Consider the following 13,663-nt stretch of genomic DNA (forward strand, 5'->3'; position numbering starts at 1 on the left):
TGAAAAAAATCGCACCCCGAAGGGTGCGATCAAGTGCTGCCATTCACTGAGCGCCATCCTGCGCGCCCTGTCTGCCTAGACGATGGTATTGATGATGCGGCCGATATTGATATTGGCCGGTAGGCGCGCCACGGTCGTGGCTGCACCGATCACATCATCCACCGCCGTCTTGGCGACCTTGCCCAGATCAATGCCGACGGACTGCGCCGCCTTGTCGGCCAGCCAGGCCGTTGCTGCGCCGCTGGCGAGCGTTGCTAGCTCCATATGAAACTCCTTGTGTGAACTGCAACGGGGCCATGACGCGGCCTGCCCGTCCGTGTTTCCAGATTCCCCCCAGCACGGCGGTACAAGCTTTACGTCATGGGTGAATGTGTTAGCGGCAGCCAGGCAGCGTCCCTTGACGGTGATTACCCCTTCCTTACCCGCTTTTGCACTTGTAAACCGGGTAGCGAAGCCATTCAGTTGGGCGCAGCCGGGGTCGGGGCGGGAGCGGTCACCACGGGGGCCAGTTGCTCATAGACCGAACTGGCAATGCGCGAGAGTTCCGGGCGGGCGAGACTGCCGGAGAGGGCGTAGCCGAACTGGCCGTCGATCCAGTAGAAGACGTTGACGCGGCCTTCCTGGGCGAAACGGAAGCCCGTCTCGTGGTTCTGCACCTGGTCGTGCGAGACATACAGGGTGAGCCGCTGACCGGCCGCATCCTGGTACATGAACTGTGCCACCGGCCCGCTCTGGCCGGGCAGCAGGCGACCGCCGATCAGGTCATAGCCCAGCGGGGCCAGCTTGGGCGCGCGCACATTGGCGCCCAGCCGGCGCGACAGCCAGGTCACCAGGGCCTGCTCCTGGTCGGCGCCAACTTCCACCGGGCGCCGCAGGTCGGCGCTGAAGACGGTATGGGCCACTGCAGCCTGGCGTGCCAGCATCACCGGGGCGGAGGCCACGAGAGTGCGCGCATTGCCGCCGGCGCTCAGGTCACGCAGGTACCAGCCGCCCAGGCCACCGGCCAGGGTCAACAGCAGCATGGCGGCGTAGCGCCACCAGAGCGCGCTATTGGCGGCATTAGCGGCATTGGCGGCTGCGCCCTGATCACGGCGGCGATATTCTTCGCCGCCTGCCAGCACCGCAGCAGCCAGGCGGGGGGGAGTGCTTCTTCCAGCACCGGGTCGTAGTGCGCATGCAAGGCGCGATTCTGGGCGCGCCAGGCGCGCACCTGCTGCAACTCCGCGGCGTGCGCGGGGTCCTGCTCCAGCCAGGCGGCGATTTCACCGGCACGCGATGCCGGCAACTGGCCGTCGGCATAGGCATGCAGCTCTTCTTCGGAAATTGCCGGGGTCTTCATTTCACCACCTTCAGGGTCGAACCGGCGCTACCCAGACCACCCAGGCCACCCGCTCCATCCATCGCGTGGCGCAGGCGCTCGCGGGCGCGTGACAGGCGCGACATGACGGTACCGGTCGGTATGCCCAGGGTCACTGCGACATCCTCGTAACGCATTTCTTCCAGCACCACCAGCAACAGGACTTCACGCTGTTCAGCCGGCAGCGCCTGCAGGGCCGCTTCCAGGTCCAGCGCCAGCCCCTGGTCGGTAGCCGGCGCGGGGGCCGCGATGGTCTCCGCCTGCTCCGGTTCCAGTTCCACCGTATTGAGCACCGGCTTGCGGCGCTGGTCGGCGTGCAGGTTATGCATGATGGCGAACAGCCAGGGACGCATGTCGGTGCCGCGCTTCCAGCTATCGCGCTTTTGCCAGGCGCGTTCCAGCGTGTCCTGCACCAGATCGTCGGCGCCCTCGCGTTCACCGGTCAGGGCCCGGGCGTAGCGGCGCAGGCGCGGCAGGCAGGCGAGCATGGCTTGCTCGTCGGCCTGTCGTTCGCGCTGTTGCCGTTCCAGCCTGGCCTTGCGTCCGAACATGGGGCGCTCCCGGTGCCTGGCGGCTCAGCTCAGGGCTTGACCACGTGCCAGATGTCCTTGAAGTTGTCGCCGGTGCGCTCACCGGGCTTCTTGTCGGCTTCATACAGGTACAGCGGCTTGCCCTGATAGGCCAGCTGGGCGCTGCCGTCGTCGCGGGTCACGGTGGAATACGGCGCGGCGGGCATGCCCATGGGCGCCACCGGCGGCCACAGCTTGGCGCAAGGGCCATTGCAGACGCTCTTGCCGCTGTTGGCGGTGTCCTTGTCGAAGGTATAGACGGTCATGCCCTTGGCATCGACCAGGATGCCGTCCATGGTCTTGACGCCAGCACTCTGGGCGGAGGCGATCAGGGATGCCGAGGCACAGGCCAGGGCCAGCAGGGAGCTTGCGAGCAGTCTCATGTCATTTCCTTTTCTTGGTGGGCTTACAGGTTACGGGTTACGCGTTATGCCATACCCATGCCGACGTATACGCGGCCGGCCCCTGCATTATTCCCGTCCCTGCAAAAATATTTTTACCTGAGCCGTGCCGCGCCGCACCATCAGCGGCTGACGGTCTCGCGTTGCATCGGTGCCAGCAGGGCCAGCAGCCGGTTCTGGGTGTGCGAGGGGATGCCGTTGGCGTCCATGGCCAGTTGCAGGTCTTCCACCAGGGCATTGAAGTCGGCGTTGCTGAGCTTGAGACCCTGGTGCACTTCGCGCATGGGGTCACCCGTGTAGATGCAGCCGCCGCCGCTCAACTGGCAGAACTGTTCCACCAGCTTTTGCTTGACGCGCTCGATATTGGACTCCGCAAACGTATGCTTGATGCGCCGATCGGCCAGCATGCTGGCCATGAAGTCATCCACTACTTTCTGCAGCACCGGCAAGCCGCCCAGGGCGCGGTAGAGGCTGTCATCCGGCGTCGTCTGCGCCTGAGTCTGAGCCGCGCCGAGTGTACCGGCCAGGGCCAGAGCGGCGGCGACGCGCGCTATCTGCTGTCTCATCATGGCTGCTCCTCGCGCTCAGAATCCGGCCTGCAGCGACAGATAGACGCCGCGCTGCCGCTTGGGGTTGTAGACGGTGATGTCGCCCAGCGCCACGTAGGCCAGGGTCATCGACAGGTTCTTGCTGGGGAACCAGGCCAGGAAGGCATCGTAGTAGTCCTTCTCATGGTCGGCTGCGAGGTTGCGCGGCTTCATGCGGTATTCCACGCCCAGCGCCAGCTTGCGGTTGATCAGGTAGGCCGCCGAAAACTCGCCCATGGCCTGGTAGCGATCACGCTGGTCGCCGCCGAAGCCGAGCAGGCCCATCTGGTTGGCCTTGGTCAGGCGCAGCGTGCCGTTGAGCAGCAGGCTTTCCTGTAGCAGGAGCTTGGTGGCGGCGAGGTAATAGTCGATGCCGGCGTCGCTGGCTGCGCCCAGTTGCTTGACGCTGGTAACCGCCCCCAGGCCGCCGATGCCATTGTTGTGCTTGAACATGATCCCGGCGGCAACCTGCGGCAGCCAGCGGTCCTGGTCGTAGACCGCGTCACCGGCCAGCTTGAGCTTGATGCCGACGATGTCCTGGCTGATCTTGAGGTCGGCCAGCGGCGCCAGGCTGCCGTAGAGCTCCTGCTTGTTCAGCGAGAGTTCGACACGGTCTAGGATGCCCACGGCCACGCCGTAGGACTTCAAGGTGTAATCCTGGGTCGACAGATAGGTGTAGTGCGCATTGGCACCATAGCTGTCGCGAGTCCCGTAGCCGGTGATCAGGGCCCAGGGCGTGAGACCACCGCCACCGGCGCCTTCTACCTGGGTCACGCCACCGGTGGCGGTGAGCTTGCCCAGGTCGGGCATCCAGCGGCGATCGTCGGGTGCTGTGGACGCGGTGGCCTCGCCGGTCGTCGTGGGCGTAGAGGGCGTAGAGGGTGTAGAGGGCGCCGCTGCGGCGGCCGCGCCGGCGCCCATGGCCCGGGCTGCCTTCTGCTGCTGGGCCAGCGCCCAGGCATCGCGTTCGGCATCGCTCATCTGCGCCAGCACAGGTGCGGAGAGCGTTGTCAACAGCGCCAGAGCGCCGCCCTTGATGGTGTTCTTCATCCCACTCCCCCTGCCCCACTTGTCTGATCCGTCATTGATGCTGGCGCCCCCTCGGCGCCACTCATACCGCCACGTTTTCGGACTGGTCCAGCGCCTCCGGCGCGCGCCATTGCTGCAGCCATTCCAGGAAACGCTCAACCGGCATGGGCTTGCCCATGAAATAGCCTTGCCCCTGATCGCAGCCCATCTGCCGCAGCAGGAACCAGACCTCTTCGCTCTCCACCCCTTCGGCCACCACCCGCAAGCCCAGGTTGTGGCCCAGGTCGATGGTGGAGCGCACGATCTTGGCGTCGTCCTGGTCCTGTGCCATCTTCATGACAAAGGACTTGTCGATCTTCAGCTCCCGCACCGGCAGGCGCTTCAGGTAGGCCAGCGAGGAATAACCGGTGCCGAAATCGTCGATGCTCAAGGCGAAACCCATGGCCGCCAGCCGGTCCAGCGTGTTCTGGGCACGCGCCGGGTCGTCCATGATGGCGCTCTCGGTGATCTCCAGGCAGAGCGCGGCGGGCGTGAGTCCGTGGCGCTCGACGATGGCGGCGAAGACGCCCGGCAACTCCTGGTCCAGCAGGTCGCGTGTCGAGAGGTTGACCGAGAATTTCAGGGCAATGCCATTGCGACGCAGCTCGGCCGACAGGCTGGCGACCTTTTCCATCATCCAGACGGTCAGCATGCGAATGAAACCGGTGGTCTCGGCGAAGGGAATGAAATTGTCCGGGCCGATGAAGCCCTTTTCCGGATGCAGCCAGCGCACCAGCGCTTCGGCCCCGAACACTTCGCCGGAGGCCAGGTCCAGCTTGGGCTGCAGATAGAGCATGAATTCGTCGCGCTCCAGTGCGCGGCGCAGCTCGGAAAGGAGCGACAGGCTTTCCTGGCTGCTGCGGTCGATGGCAGGGTCGTAGACCACCACCCCGCTGCCCTTGCGCTTGGCGGTGTACATCGCCACCTCGACGCGGCTGAGCAGGACATCACTGCTGCGCCCATGAGCCGGATAGCCGGCGATGCCGATGCCGGCGCCCAGGTCCACCGTCTGTTCCTGCAGGGACAAGGGTTGCTCCAGCGCCCGCAGGATATGTGCCGCCTGCGCCAACGCGCCTTCCAGGTTCACACCGGGCAGCAGGATGGCAAATTCGTCGCCGCCCAGTCGCGCCACCTTGGCCCCCGGATACAGCAGCTGGGCCGTCAGGCGCGACGCCACCTGGCGCAGCAGGTCGTCGCCGAAGCGGTGACCCAGCACATCGTTGACCTGCTGGAAGCGGTCCAGGTCCATCATCAGGATGTGGCAGGTACCGCCCACCGATTCCCCGCCGTCGATGATGGCGTCCCGTAGCAGATCGGCGAACTGCACCCGGTTGGGCAGGCCGGTCAACTGGTCCTGGTAGGCCAGCCGGCTGATTTTCAGTTCACGTTTGGCGATCTCGCCACGCATGGTTTCGAAGGCTGCGCCCAAGCGGCCGATCTCGTCCTGGCGCCGGATGTACAGGCCTTCGCTGTAGTCACCCGCGCCCAGGCGCTTGGCAACGCTGGCCAGGTCGCGCAGGGGACTGGTGATGCGCCGTGCCATCACGGCACTGGCCACCGCCGCACCCAGCACGCCCAATACCGTAATGCTCAGCAGGATCACTTGCAGCCGCTGGTAGGGTGCCACCGCTTCGCTGACCGAACGCTGCAACACCGCCACCGCCTGCTGGCCGTTGCTGGCCTGCGCCAGCGGCAGGATGCGGGCGCGATACTGGTTGCCGTCGATCTGCAGGTCGGCCGGGCCGGCGGCGCGCACATCGCCCACTTCGTGCAGCAGCATCTGCGCCTCCGGCTTGGCCAGGGTCGATACATCCGACACCCAGTCAGCGCGCCCGCGCTGGCGGACCAGGATGGACACCTGCAGCTGCGACAGGGCGCGCATGTCATTGACCAGATCGCGATCCACCGGGAAGCCCATGACCACCCAGGCGATGGTGACCGGCGCCTTGATCGGCACGGCCACGATCTGGAACAGGTTCTCCCCCACCACCACACTCTCGGCGGCACCGTTGGCATTGTCCTTGTCGGCCTTGCGCACCAGCTCCAGGCTGCTGCGCTGGAGGTCGGTGTCGGGGTACTCCATGGTCGAGGCGCGAATCGTGCCGTCGGTGGCGATCAGCATGCCCATGGAAGCGCCGATGCGCGCCCCGTGGTTGGCCAGCACCGAGCCGATGGTGTCATGGTCGTCGGTGCCAATGGCCTGGCGGAAGCCGAAGTCGGACGCCAGCAGCCTTGCGCCCTGGGTCAGTTTCTGGGCGTTCTGGTCCAGCAGGCGCGTGAAGACGCGCTCACCGATCACCAGTTCGTCGCTGATGGCGCTGCGCGCGTTGCGGTCGATGGCGGTACGGATCGCCACGAAGCCGGCCAGTTGCACCACCACGATGAGGATGATGAACAGCGCAACGATCTTGCTTTCCAGACGGTAGAGACGCACCCTAGCCCCGTTTCCCTTATTTGCCATGCACGGCGCCGCCCTACAGCGGGACCGCCTTGACGTTGAGTTTGATGGCGGCCTTGCCGTCGCCCTGGACCTCCAGCGCCTGTTGCACGGCGGCCTGGTTCGGGCCCATGGTGAAATACCAGGCCTTGAGCGTGTAGCGGCCATTGCCCAGGCCTTCCAGCCGGACCGTGCCGCTGCGATCGGTCACGCCGAAATACGGCGTATTGACCACCTGCACGTAGGCCACCATCTCGTCATGGATATTGCAGCCCAGGACCACGGTTCCCGCCTTGTCGAAGACTACCGGGCTGCCGGGCACGCCGGAATAAAGCTTCAGTTCGAAGGTCTTGGCCGGCGAGAACGAATAGACGTGGTGCCGGATATTGTCGTGATTGGGAAACAGGATGGACGTGCCGGTCTGCACCACCGTCACCAGCGGGATGAAGGTCTTGTTCTTCTGCTCGATCTCGACCTGTCGCGGCGGCTTGGCGGGTGCGGCGGCGCCTCCCGCCGGTTCGGCATAGACCACGGCATTGGGAACCACCTGACCGGCGCTATCGAGGACCTGCACCGAGACCGCTGCCTGCGCTGCGCAGGCAGTAGCGGCGGCCCAGATACATGCCATGACCTTGACGAGCTGCCCTGCCCTGCGGCGCATGTTCTTGTTCTGCATATCGCTTGATGGAAAATGGGTAACGGCGGGGGCCACCCGGCGCGCCACCTCCATGGCGCATCCGACAAGCCTTTCCCTTCACCCTGCACTATACGGAAGCCCTTAGCGCTGCATATAGGGGAGTTTCTGAGTTGCCCGACAGCAATCCGACAACCCAACACCCCTTATGATCGCCCTGCTGGTGATCAGTCCCCTCATGAACCTACACCAAGCTTCACGATTATGCCTGCGAATCTTCCCTTGGAGCAGTCAGATAGCCGATCACTGCCGGCAGAATTTCCGGACGCACGCTCCCTGCGGACAGCCCTCCCGGACCGGTCAGGACCACGGCATTGATCAGCGCCTTCAACATGCGCTGCAGGACGAAGGTCGCCACATCCAGGTCAGGCGTGGTGATGCTGCTGCGGTGCTTTTCCAGCACGCGGCGGATGGCCTCGAAGAAACGCTGGCGGATCTCGCTGGACACCGGCAGGTTGTAGGCCGGGAATTCCTCTTCCAGGATGCGGTTCAGTTCCGGCTCCAGCAGATGGGCCGCCACCAGGGCGCCGATCAGCTTGTCGAAGTCTTCGCGCAGGGAGCCAGCGGCATCGATATGCGCCACCACATCCTCGAACAGCCCCAGCATGCGCGAGACATGGCGCTCGCGCAGGGCAAAGATCAAGGCGTCCTTGTTGGGGAAATACTGGTACAGCGAGCCCACGCTGATACCGGCCGATTCGGCCACGAGATTGGTGTTGGTCTTGGCATAGCCGCGCTCGACGAGCACGCGTGACATGGCATCAAGGATGGTATCGACCATCGCCCGCGAACGCGCCTGGCGTGGTTCTTTTCTGGGTTGCAGTTTCATTGGCAGCTTTGGTAAGGAATTCGCCCGCCCCCGACGCGAATTCACAACATGAGTGATTGTTCGTATATCCAAGTATAATACGGAAAATGAGTTTTTACTCGCCCCGCCCCCGGATGGTACTCGTAAATCCAGGTGAGCGCTTGGCGCCGGATCGAACCGGCGCCGCCGGCATGCCATGCGTGTGGCCTGCTGGGCAGGCATCAGCGGGTCGCAAAACTCACAAAAGAACTCGTATCGCCAAATACCTCTTCGTGGAGAATTCTATGAAACGCATCACGTCGCCCGGGCTGCGGCCACGGGCGATCGCCACTCGTGTCGTGGCGACCGCCTTGCTGGGCGCGCTCGGTTTGTCAGGTTGTGCCAGCTTCGAGGGCATCGGCAGTGACAAGCAGCTCGCCCAGGCCCACGATTTCGCGACCCAGCGCAGTCTGTCGGATCCCAATCCCGGCGCACCCGACGGCCAGTGGCCGGGAAGCGACTGGGTGCGCCAGTTCGGCGACGCCCAGTTGAACGCCCTGATCGAAGAAGCCCTGGCCGCCAGCCCCAGCCTGCAGCAGGCGCGTGCCCGCATCGGTGCAGCCACCGCCCTGGCCGAATCGCGCGGCGCGCCGCTGCTGCCCAACGTGGATGCGCAGGCCTCGTTCACGCGCAACCAGTTCTCCAGCACCTCGATCTACCCGCCGCCGTATGGCGGCAACTGGTACAACGAAAAAAAGGCCGGCCTCAACGTCGGCTATGAGCTCGACCTGTGGAACAAGAACCAGGCCGCCCTGGAACAGGCCATCTCCAGCGAGAAAGCCGCCCAGGCCAGCGAACAGGAAGCGCGCCTGGCCCTGACCGCCTCCATCGTCTCGGTCTACAGCCAGCTGGCGGCACAGTATGCGTTGCACGATATCCTGCAGCGCACGGTCGATCAGCGTACTTCCCTGGAAAAGATCACCGCCGATCGCGTGCGTACCGGCCTGGATAGCCAGATCGAGCGCAACCAGTCGCGCAGCAGCAGCGCCGAGGCACGCGCCCAGCTGGAGCAGAGCGAAGGCCAGATCATCCTGCTGCGCCAGCAACTGGGCGCCCTGAGCGGCAAGGGGCCGGATCGCGGCCTGCAACTGGCGCCGCCCTCCCTGCAGAACCTGGCCACGCCCGGCCTGCCGGCGGATCTGCCGCTGAACCTCATGGGTCGCCGTCCTGACATCGTGGCTGCACGCTGGCAGGTGGAAGCCGCCAGCCAGGGCATCACCGTGGCCAAGGCGCGCTTCTACCCGGATATCAACCTCTCGGCCATGATCGGCTTCGACAGCCTGATCGACAGCAACCCCTTCACGGCCGCCAGCAAGAGCATCGCCTTTGGACCGGCCATCTCGCTGCCGATCTTCGAGGGCGGCGCGCTACGGGCCGGACTCAAGGGCGAATACGCCAACTACGAGCTGGCCGTGGCGACCTACAACAAGGCGCTCAACGATGCCTATGCCGACGTGGCACGCCAGATCGCGGCGATCCACTCGACCGAGCGCCAACTGCCGATTCGCGACGAGGCCCTGCAAGCAGCCGAACGCGCCTACCAGCTGGCACGCGAGCGTTATCGCCTGGGCCTGGTCTCGCAACTGACGCTGCTGTCGGCCGAGACCGCCGTGCTGGGTCAACGCCAGTCCATGGTGGCGCTGCAGGCACAGCGCCGCGAACAGCAGGTGGCGCTGTACAAGGCGCTGGGTGGCGGTTTCGACGCCCAGCAGGCCGGGCTGGCCTACGGTCAGCCGCAACAGCAGCCGCAGCAGCGACGCTGAAGCAGGCCCGCCTCAGATCTGCATGACATCCCGACATTGAATCCAGCCTGGTGGCCGGTCTCTCCACTGATCCGCCGACCACCGGGACGGCGTGCCGCAACAGCGACGCGCCGATTGACCGCCTACAAAAAGATAGAACGGAGTCCTCCATGAGTGACAGCACCACCCAAAACAATGCGCCAGCCAACGGAAATGGAAATGGAAACGGCAATGGCAATGGCAAGCGCAAACGCCAGCTGATCTTGCTGACCCTGCTGCTGCTGGTGATCGCGGTCGCCTGCTTCCTGTACTGGTTCCTGCACGCACGCTTCTTCGAAGAAACCGACGACGCCTATGTCGGCGGCAATGTGGTGCAGATTTCCGCCCAGGTGGGCGGCACCGTAGTGGCCGTGAAGGCCGACGACACCCAGATCGTCAAGGCCGGCCAGCCGCTGGTGGCGCTGGACGCCGCCGACACCAGGCTGGCCCTGGACCAGGCCCAGGCCGCACTGGCCCAGGCGGTGCGCCAGACGCGCCAGCTGTTCCTGAACAACGATACCCTGGCCGCCAACGTCGCCGCCGCCGACTCCAACCTGGCCCGCGCTCGCGAAGACCTGCAACGCCGCCAGGCCGGCCTGGCCTCGGGTGCGGTCTCGCAGGAAGACGTCTCGCACGCCCGTGACGCCGTCAAGAGTGCCAGCGCCGCCCTGGACCAGGCACGCGCCGCCGCCGCCGCCAACCGTGCCCTGACCGACCACACCAGCGTCACCGAGCACCCCAACGTGCTGCAAGCCGCCACCGCCGTGCGCAATGCCTACCTGAACTACGCCCGCGTCAATATCGTGGCGCCGGTCTCGGGCTTTGTCTCCAAGCGTTCGGTGCAGGTCGGCCAGCGCATCGCCGCCGGCAACCCGCTGATGGCCATCGTGCCGCTCGAACAGATCTGGATCGACGCCAACTTCAAGGAAAGCCAGCTGCAGCACATCCGCATCGGCCAGCCGGTGGAGGTGATCGCCGACGTCTATGGCTCCAGCGTCAAGTACAAGGGCACCGTGATCGGCTTCTCGGCCGGCACCGGCGGCGCCTTCTCGCTGCTGCCTGCGCAGAACGCCACCGGCAACTGGATCAAGGTGGTGCAGCGCGTGCCGGTGCGCATCGCGCTGGACCCGGAACAGGTGCGCGCCCATCCGCTGCGCATCGGCCTGTCCACCACGGCCACCGTCGATATCCATGGCGACGGCCGCGCGCTGGAAGCGGTGCCGACCAATTACCAGACCGACGTCTATGACGACCTGGGCAAGCAGGCCGACAGCATCGTCGAGCGCATCATCAGCGACAACGCCAGTGGTTTGCCGCAAGCCCGCAAGAGCAAGGCCGCGGCCACGCCGGCTGCCGTCCCGCATACCTGAGACCATGCCGCTGCAATCACTGGACAATGACGGAGCCCCATGGCCAACAGCCCTACTCCCCCAAAACCCTACACGCCACCGCCACCGCTGACCGGCGCCAACCTGGTGCTGGGCACCCTGTCGGTGTCGCTGGCGGTGTTCATGAACGTGCTGGACTCGTCCATCGCCAACGTCGCCATTCCGACCATCTCGGGCAACCTGGGCGTGTCGGTCGATGAAGGCACCTGGGTCATCACCTCCTTCGCGGCCGCCAACGCCATCTCGATCCCGTTGACCGGCTGGCTCACCCAGCGGCTGGGCGCGGTGCGCCTGTTCGTCACCTCGGTGCTGCTGTTCGTGGTGGCGTCCTGGCTGTGCGGACTGGCGCCCACGCTGCCCATCCTGCTGGCCGCCCGCGTGCTGCAAGGCCTGGTGGCCGGCCCCATGGTGCCGCTGTCGCAATCGCTGCTGCTGGGGGCCTACCCCAAGTCGCGGGCCTCGTTCGCCCTGGCGCTATGGGGCATGACCGCCGTGGTGGCGCCGGTGGCAGGGCCGGCGCTGGGCGGCTGGATCACCGACAGCTATACCTGGCCCTGGATCTTCTACATCAACATCCCGGTGGGCCTGATCGCAGCCGGCATCACGCTGGCCATCTACCGTTCGCGCGAAACGCCCATCCACAAGCTGCCCATCGACAAGATCGGGCTGGCACTGCTGGTGACCTGGGTGGCCGCCTTCCAGATCATGCTGGACAAGGGCAAGGATCTGGACTGGTTCGCCTCGCCCACCATCGTCACGCTGGGCATCATTGCCCTGGTGGCCTTTGCCTACTTCGTGGTGTGGGAGCTCAACAATGACCACCCGGTGGTGGACCTGCGCCTGTTCGGCCGGCGCAATTTCGCCGGCGGCACCATTGCCATTTCGATCGGCTATGGCGTGTTCTTCGGCAACCTGGTGATCCTGCCGCAGTGGCTGCAGCAATACCTGGGATACCGCTCCATCGATTCGGGCCTGTCGACTGCGCCGATCGGGATTTTCGCGGTGATCCTGATGCCGCTGATCGGACGTTTCCTGCCGCTGGTGGATGCGCGCAAGGTGGCCACGGCGTCCTTCATCGGCTTTGCCATCGTGTTCTGGCTGCGCTCGCGCTACAACCTGCAGGTGGACCAGATGACGGTGATCCTGCCCACGCTGCTGCAGGGCATCCCGACGGCCATGTTCTTCGTGCCGCTGACGGTGCTGCTGCTGTCGGGCCTGCCGCCCGAACGCATTCCCGCGGCCGCCGGCCTGTCGTCCTTCGTGCGGGTGTTCTGTGGTGCGGTCGGCACCTCGATCTCCACCACCGCCTGGAACAACCGCACCATCATGCACCACGCGCAGCTGACCGAGCATGCCACGCCCTACAGCCCCTGGCTGCAGGAAACGCTCAACAACATCAGCAGCACCCTGGGCCTGAATGCCGAGCAGAGCGCCGCCATGCTGGAGCGGACCATCACCTTCCAGGCCGCCATGCTGGGCATCAACGACATCTTCTTTGTGTCGGCAGTGATCTTCCTGGTGATCATCCCGCTGATCTGGATCATCAAGCCCTCCAAGGGCGGTGCCGGCGCGGCCGAAGCTTCGGCGGCGCACTAGGCGACAGCACCTGTCCCGGCTAGCGCAGCCGGGACAGTCCATGCTGCAGGCGGATGATGTCGATCAGCTTGCGCAAGGCCGGATGGGCATGGCGCCGGCTGCTGTAGTACATGTGGAAGGGTTCGCTGGGTGCAGCCCATTCAGGCAGCAGCACTTCCAGCGCCCCCTCTTCGATGTCCTTCCTGATCCGGGCCTCCAGCAGATAGGCAATACCGACCCCGGCGCGGGCGGCGGCGATGGTGGCCGCCGTATTGTTGATCGTCACCAGGCCCGGCACGCGGATGCGCTGCTGGTGCTTGCCACGGCCGAACTCCCACTTGTAGCTGGAATTGTCCCCCAGCAGCAGTTGCAGGCAGTTGTGCTGCGCCAGGTCCTCCAGCGTCTGCGGACGGCCGCAGCGCTGCAGATAGTCCGGCGAGGCGGCCGCCACCCAGCGGTGGGCGCGCGTCAAGGGCGCGGTCACCATGCCTTCCGGCACGTAGTGTCCGTAGCGGATGCCGGCGTCATAACCTTCGCTGACGATGTCGATGGGCCGGTCATCCACCACCACGGTGAGCTTGACCTTGGGGCATTGCCGGACGAACTCGGGGATGGCCGGCTCGATCAGCAGATGCGCGGCATCGGCAAAGACATTGATGCGCAACTCCCCCAGGCTGCCCGCCGCTGCGCTTTCCAGCACACCCAGCGCAGCACCGATCTTCTCGAAACCCTCCTCCAGGCGCAGCGCCAGTTCGCTGCCGGCCGCCGTCGGCGAGACCGCCCGGCTGGAACGGTACAGCAGGCGGGTGGACAGCCGCTCCTCCAGCCGCTTCATGGCATGGCTGGTGGCCGAGGGGGTCAGGCCCAGCTGGATGGCAGCGGCCTTGAAGCTGCCGGTCCGCAAGATCGTGACAAATACCCGCAAATCCGAAAAATCCACATGATCCAGCAAGGACATG

The 13,663-nt window shown here is 65.4% G+C and carries 14 protein-coding genes; 3 read left to right on the forward strand and 11 right to left on the reverse strand.

Annotated features, from left to right (window positions below):
- Positions 1–75: 75 nt before the first annotated feature.
- The 10 genes from HFRIS_RS13700 to HFRIS_RS13740 form a co-directional block, all read right to left on the reverse strand.
- The gene (locus HFRIS_RS13700; protein ID WP_006463975.1) at positions 76–264 is read right to left on the reverse strand and encodes a hypothetical protein; all 189 of its coding nucleotides are present in this window, start codon (positions 262–264) and stop codon (positions 76–78) included.
- 194 nt (positions 265–458) lie between these two features.
- Positions 459–1,022, reverse strand: coding sequence for an anti-sigma factor family protein (locus tag HFRIS_RS26015; protein WP_006463976.1), 564 nt, complete (start codon positions 1,020–1,022; stop codon positions 459–461).
- Positions 1,010–1,339 (reverse strand): anti-sigma factor family protein, encoded by a 330-nt coding sequence (locus tag HFRIS_RS26020; RefSeq protein ID WP_006463977.1) that lies wholly within the window; start codon positions 1,337–1,339, stop codon positions 1,010–1,012. Before HFRIS_RS26020 ends, HFRIS_RS26015 begins: the two co-directional genes overlap by 13 nt.
- A complete protein-coding gene (locus HFRIS_RS13710) occupies positions 1,336–1,908 on the reverse strand; it encodes an RNA polymerase sigma factor (protein ID WP_006463978.1) in 573 nt (190 codons plus the stop codon). Before HFRIS_RS13710 ends, HFRIS_RS26020 begins: the two co-directional genes overlap by 4 nt.
- 29 nt (positions 1,909–1,937) lie before the next feature.
- Complete coding sequence (locus tag HFRIS_RS13715; RefSeq protein ID WP_006463979.1) at positions 1,938–2,309, reverse strand: COG4315 family predicted lipoprotein; 372 nt, start codon at positions 2,307–2,309, stop codon at positions 1,938–1,940.
- A gap of 140 nt (positions 2,310–2,449) precedes the next feature.
- Entirely contained in the window at positions 2,450–2,893 is a 444-nt protein-coding gene (locus HFRIS_RS13720; protein ID WP_006463980.1) for a group I truncated hemoglobin, read from the reverse strand.
- An 18-nt stretch (positions 2,894–2,911) separates the two neighbouring features.
- The gene (locus HFRIS_RS13725; protein ID WP_006463981.1) at positions 2,912–3,964 is read right to left on the reverse strand and encodes a DUF3034 family protein; all 1,053 of its coding nucleotides are present in this window, start codon (positions 3,962–3,964) and stop codon (positions 2,912–2,914) included.
- A gap of 61 nt (positions 3,965–4,025) precedes the next feature.
- Positions 4,026–6,443, reverse strand: a complete 2,418-nt coding sequence (locus HFRIS_RS13730) for a putative bifunctional diguanylate cyclase/phosphodiesterase (protein WP_244436294.1) — start codon at positions 6,441–6,443, stop codon at positions 4,026–4,028.
- A gap of 13 nt (positions 6,444–6,456) precedes the next feature.
- Positions 6,457–7,047, reverse strand: a complete 591-nt coding sequence (locus HFRIS_RS13735) for a methylamine utilization protein (protein WP_174616856.1) — start codon at positions 7,045–7,047, stop codon at positions 6,457–6,459.
- 268 nt (positions 7,048–7,315) lie between these two features.
- A complete protein-coding gene (locus HFRIS_RS13740) occupies positions 7,316–7,942 on the reverse strand; it encodes a TetR/AcrR family transcriptional regulator (RefSeq protein WP_039875728.1) in 627 nt (208 codons plus the stop codon).
- A 263-nt stretch (positions 7,943–8,205) separates the two neighbouring features.
- Between HFRIS_RS13740 and HFRIS_RS13745 the strand changes: the two genes are divergently transcribed.
- The 3 genes from HFRIS_RS13745 to HFRIS_RS13755 all read left to right on the forward strand — a co-directional run bounded on the left by HFRIS_RS13745 (position 8,206) and on the right by HFRIS_RS13755 (position 12,725).
- Positions 8,206–9,723, forward strand: a complete 1,518-nt coding sequence (locus HFRIS_RS13745; protein WP_006463985.1) for an efflux transporter outer membrane subunit — start codon at positions 8,206–8,208, stop codon at positions 9,721–9,723.
- Positions 9,724–9,872: 149 nt separating this feature from the next.
- Positions 9,873–11,111: an HlyD/EmrA/EmrK family protein gene (locus HFRIS_RS13750; RefSeq protein WP_006463986.1), complete on the forward strand. Its 1,239-nt coding sequence runs from the start codon at positions 9,873–9,875 to the stop codon at positions 11,109–11,111.
- 39 nt (positions 11,112–11,150) lie between these two features.
- Complete coding sequence (locus HFRIS_RS13755; RefSeq protein ID WP_006463987.1) at positions 11,151–12,725, forward strand: DHA2 family efflux MFS transporter permease subunit; 1,575 nt, start codon at positions 11,151–11,153, stop codon at positions 12,723–12,725.
- Positions 12,726–12,744: 19 nt separating this feature from the next.
- Here the strand turns inward: HFRIS_RS13755 and HFRIS_RS13760 are convergent, their stop codons facing one another.
- The gene (locus HFRIS_RS13760) at positions 12,745–13,662 is read right to left on the reverse strand and encodes a LysR family transcriptional regulator (RefSeq protein ID WP_006463988.1); all 918 of its coding nucleotides are present in this window, start codon (positions 13,660–13,662) and stop codon (positions 12,745–12,747) included.
- Position 13,663: the final 1 nt, after the last annotated feature.

Origin of the sequence: Herbaspirillum frisingense GSF30, assembly GCF_000300975.2 — a bacterium.
Taxonomy (GTDB): Bacteria; Pseudomonadota; Gammaproteobacteria; order Burkholderiales; family Burkholderiaceae_D; genus Herbaspirillum; species Herbaspirillum frisingense.

Bases quoted from the DNA above. Each gene is read 5' to 3' on its own strand.
- HFRIS_RS13715 (WP_006463979.1), bottom strand. From the start codon at position 2,309: ATGAGACTGCTCGCAAGCTCCCTGCTGGCCCTGGCCTGTGCCTCGGCA.
- HFRIS_RS13755 (WP_006463987.1), top strand. From the start codon at position 11,151: ATGGCCAACAGCCCTACTCCCCCAAAACCCTACACGCCACCGCCACCG.
- HFRIS_RS13740 (WP_039875728.1), bottom strand. From the start codon at position 7,942: ATGAAACTGCAACCCAGAAAAGAACCACGCCAGGCGCGTTCGCGGGCG.
- HFRIS_RS13745 (WP_006463985.1), top strand. From the start codon at position 8,206: ATGAAACGCATCACGTCGCCCGGGCTGCGGCCACGGGCGATCGCCACT.
- HFRIS_RS13725 (WP_006463981.1), bottom strand. From the start codon at position 3,964: ATGAAGAACACCATCAAGGGCGGCGCTCTGGCGCTGTTGACAACGCTC.
- HFRIS_RS26020 (WP_006463977.1), bottom strand. From the start codon at position 1,339: ATGAAGACCCCGGCAATTTCCGAAGAAGAGCTGCATGCCTATGCCGAC.
- HFRIS_RS13720 (WP_006463980.1), bottom strand. From the start codon at position 2,893: ATGAGACAGCAGATAGCGCGCGTCGCCGCCGCTCTGGCCCTGGCCGGT.
- HFRIS_RS13750 (WP_006463986.1), top strand. From the start codon at position 9,873: ATGAGTGACAGCACCACCCAAAACAATGCGCCAGCCAACGGAAATGGA.
- HFRIS_RS13760 (WP_006463988.1), bottom strand. From the start codon at position 13,662: ATGTCCTTGCTGGATCATGTGGATTTTTCGGATTTGCGGGTATTTGTC.
- HFRIS_RS13710 (WP_006463978.1), bottom strand. From the start codon at position 1,908: ATGTTCGGACGCAAGGCCAGGCTGGAACGGCAACAGCGCGAACGACAG.
- HFRIS_RS13730 (WP_244436294.1), bottom strand. From the start codon at position 6,443: ATGGCAAATAAGGGAAACGGGGCTAGGGTGCGTCTCTACCGTCTGGAA.
- HFRIS_RS13735 (WP_174616856.1), bottom strand. From the start codon at position 7,047: ATGGCATGTATCTGGGCCGCCGCTACTGCCTGCGCAGCGCAGGCAGCG.
- HFRIS_RS26015 (WP_006463976.1), bottom strand. From the start codon at position 1,022: ATGCTGCTGTTGACCCTGGCCGGTGGCCTGGGCGGCTGGTACCTGCGT.
- HFRIS_RS13700 (WP_006463975.1), bottom strand. From the start codon at position 264: ATGGAGCTAGCAACGCTCGCCAGCGGCGCAGCAACGGCCTGGCTGGCC.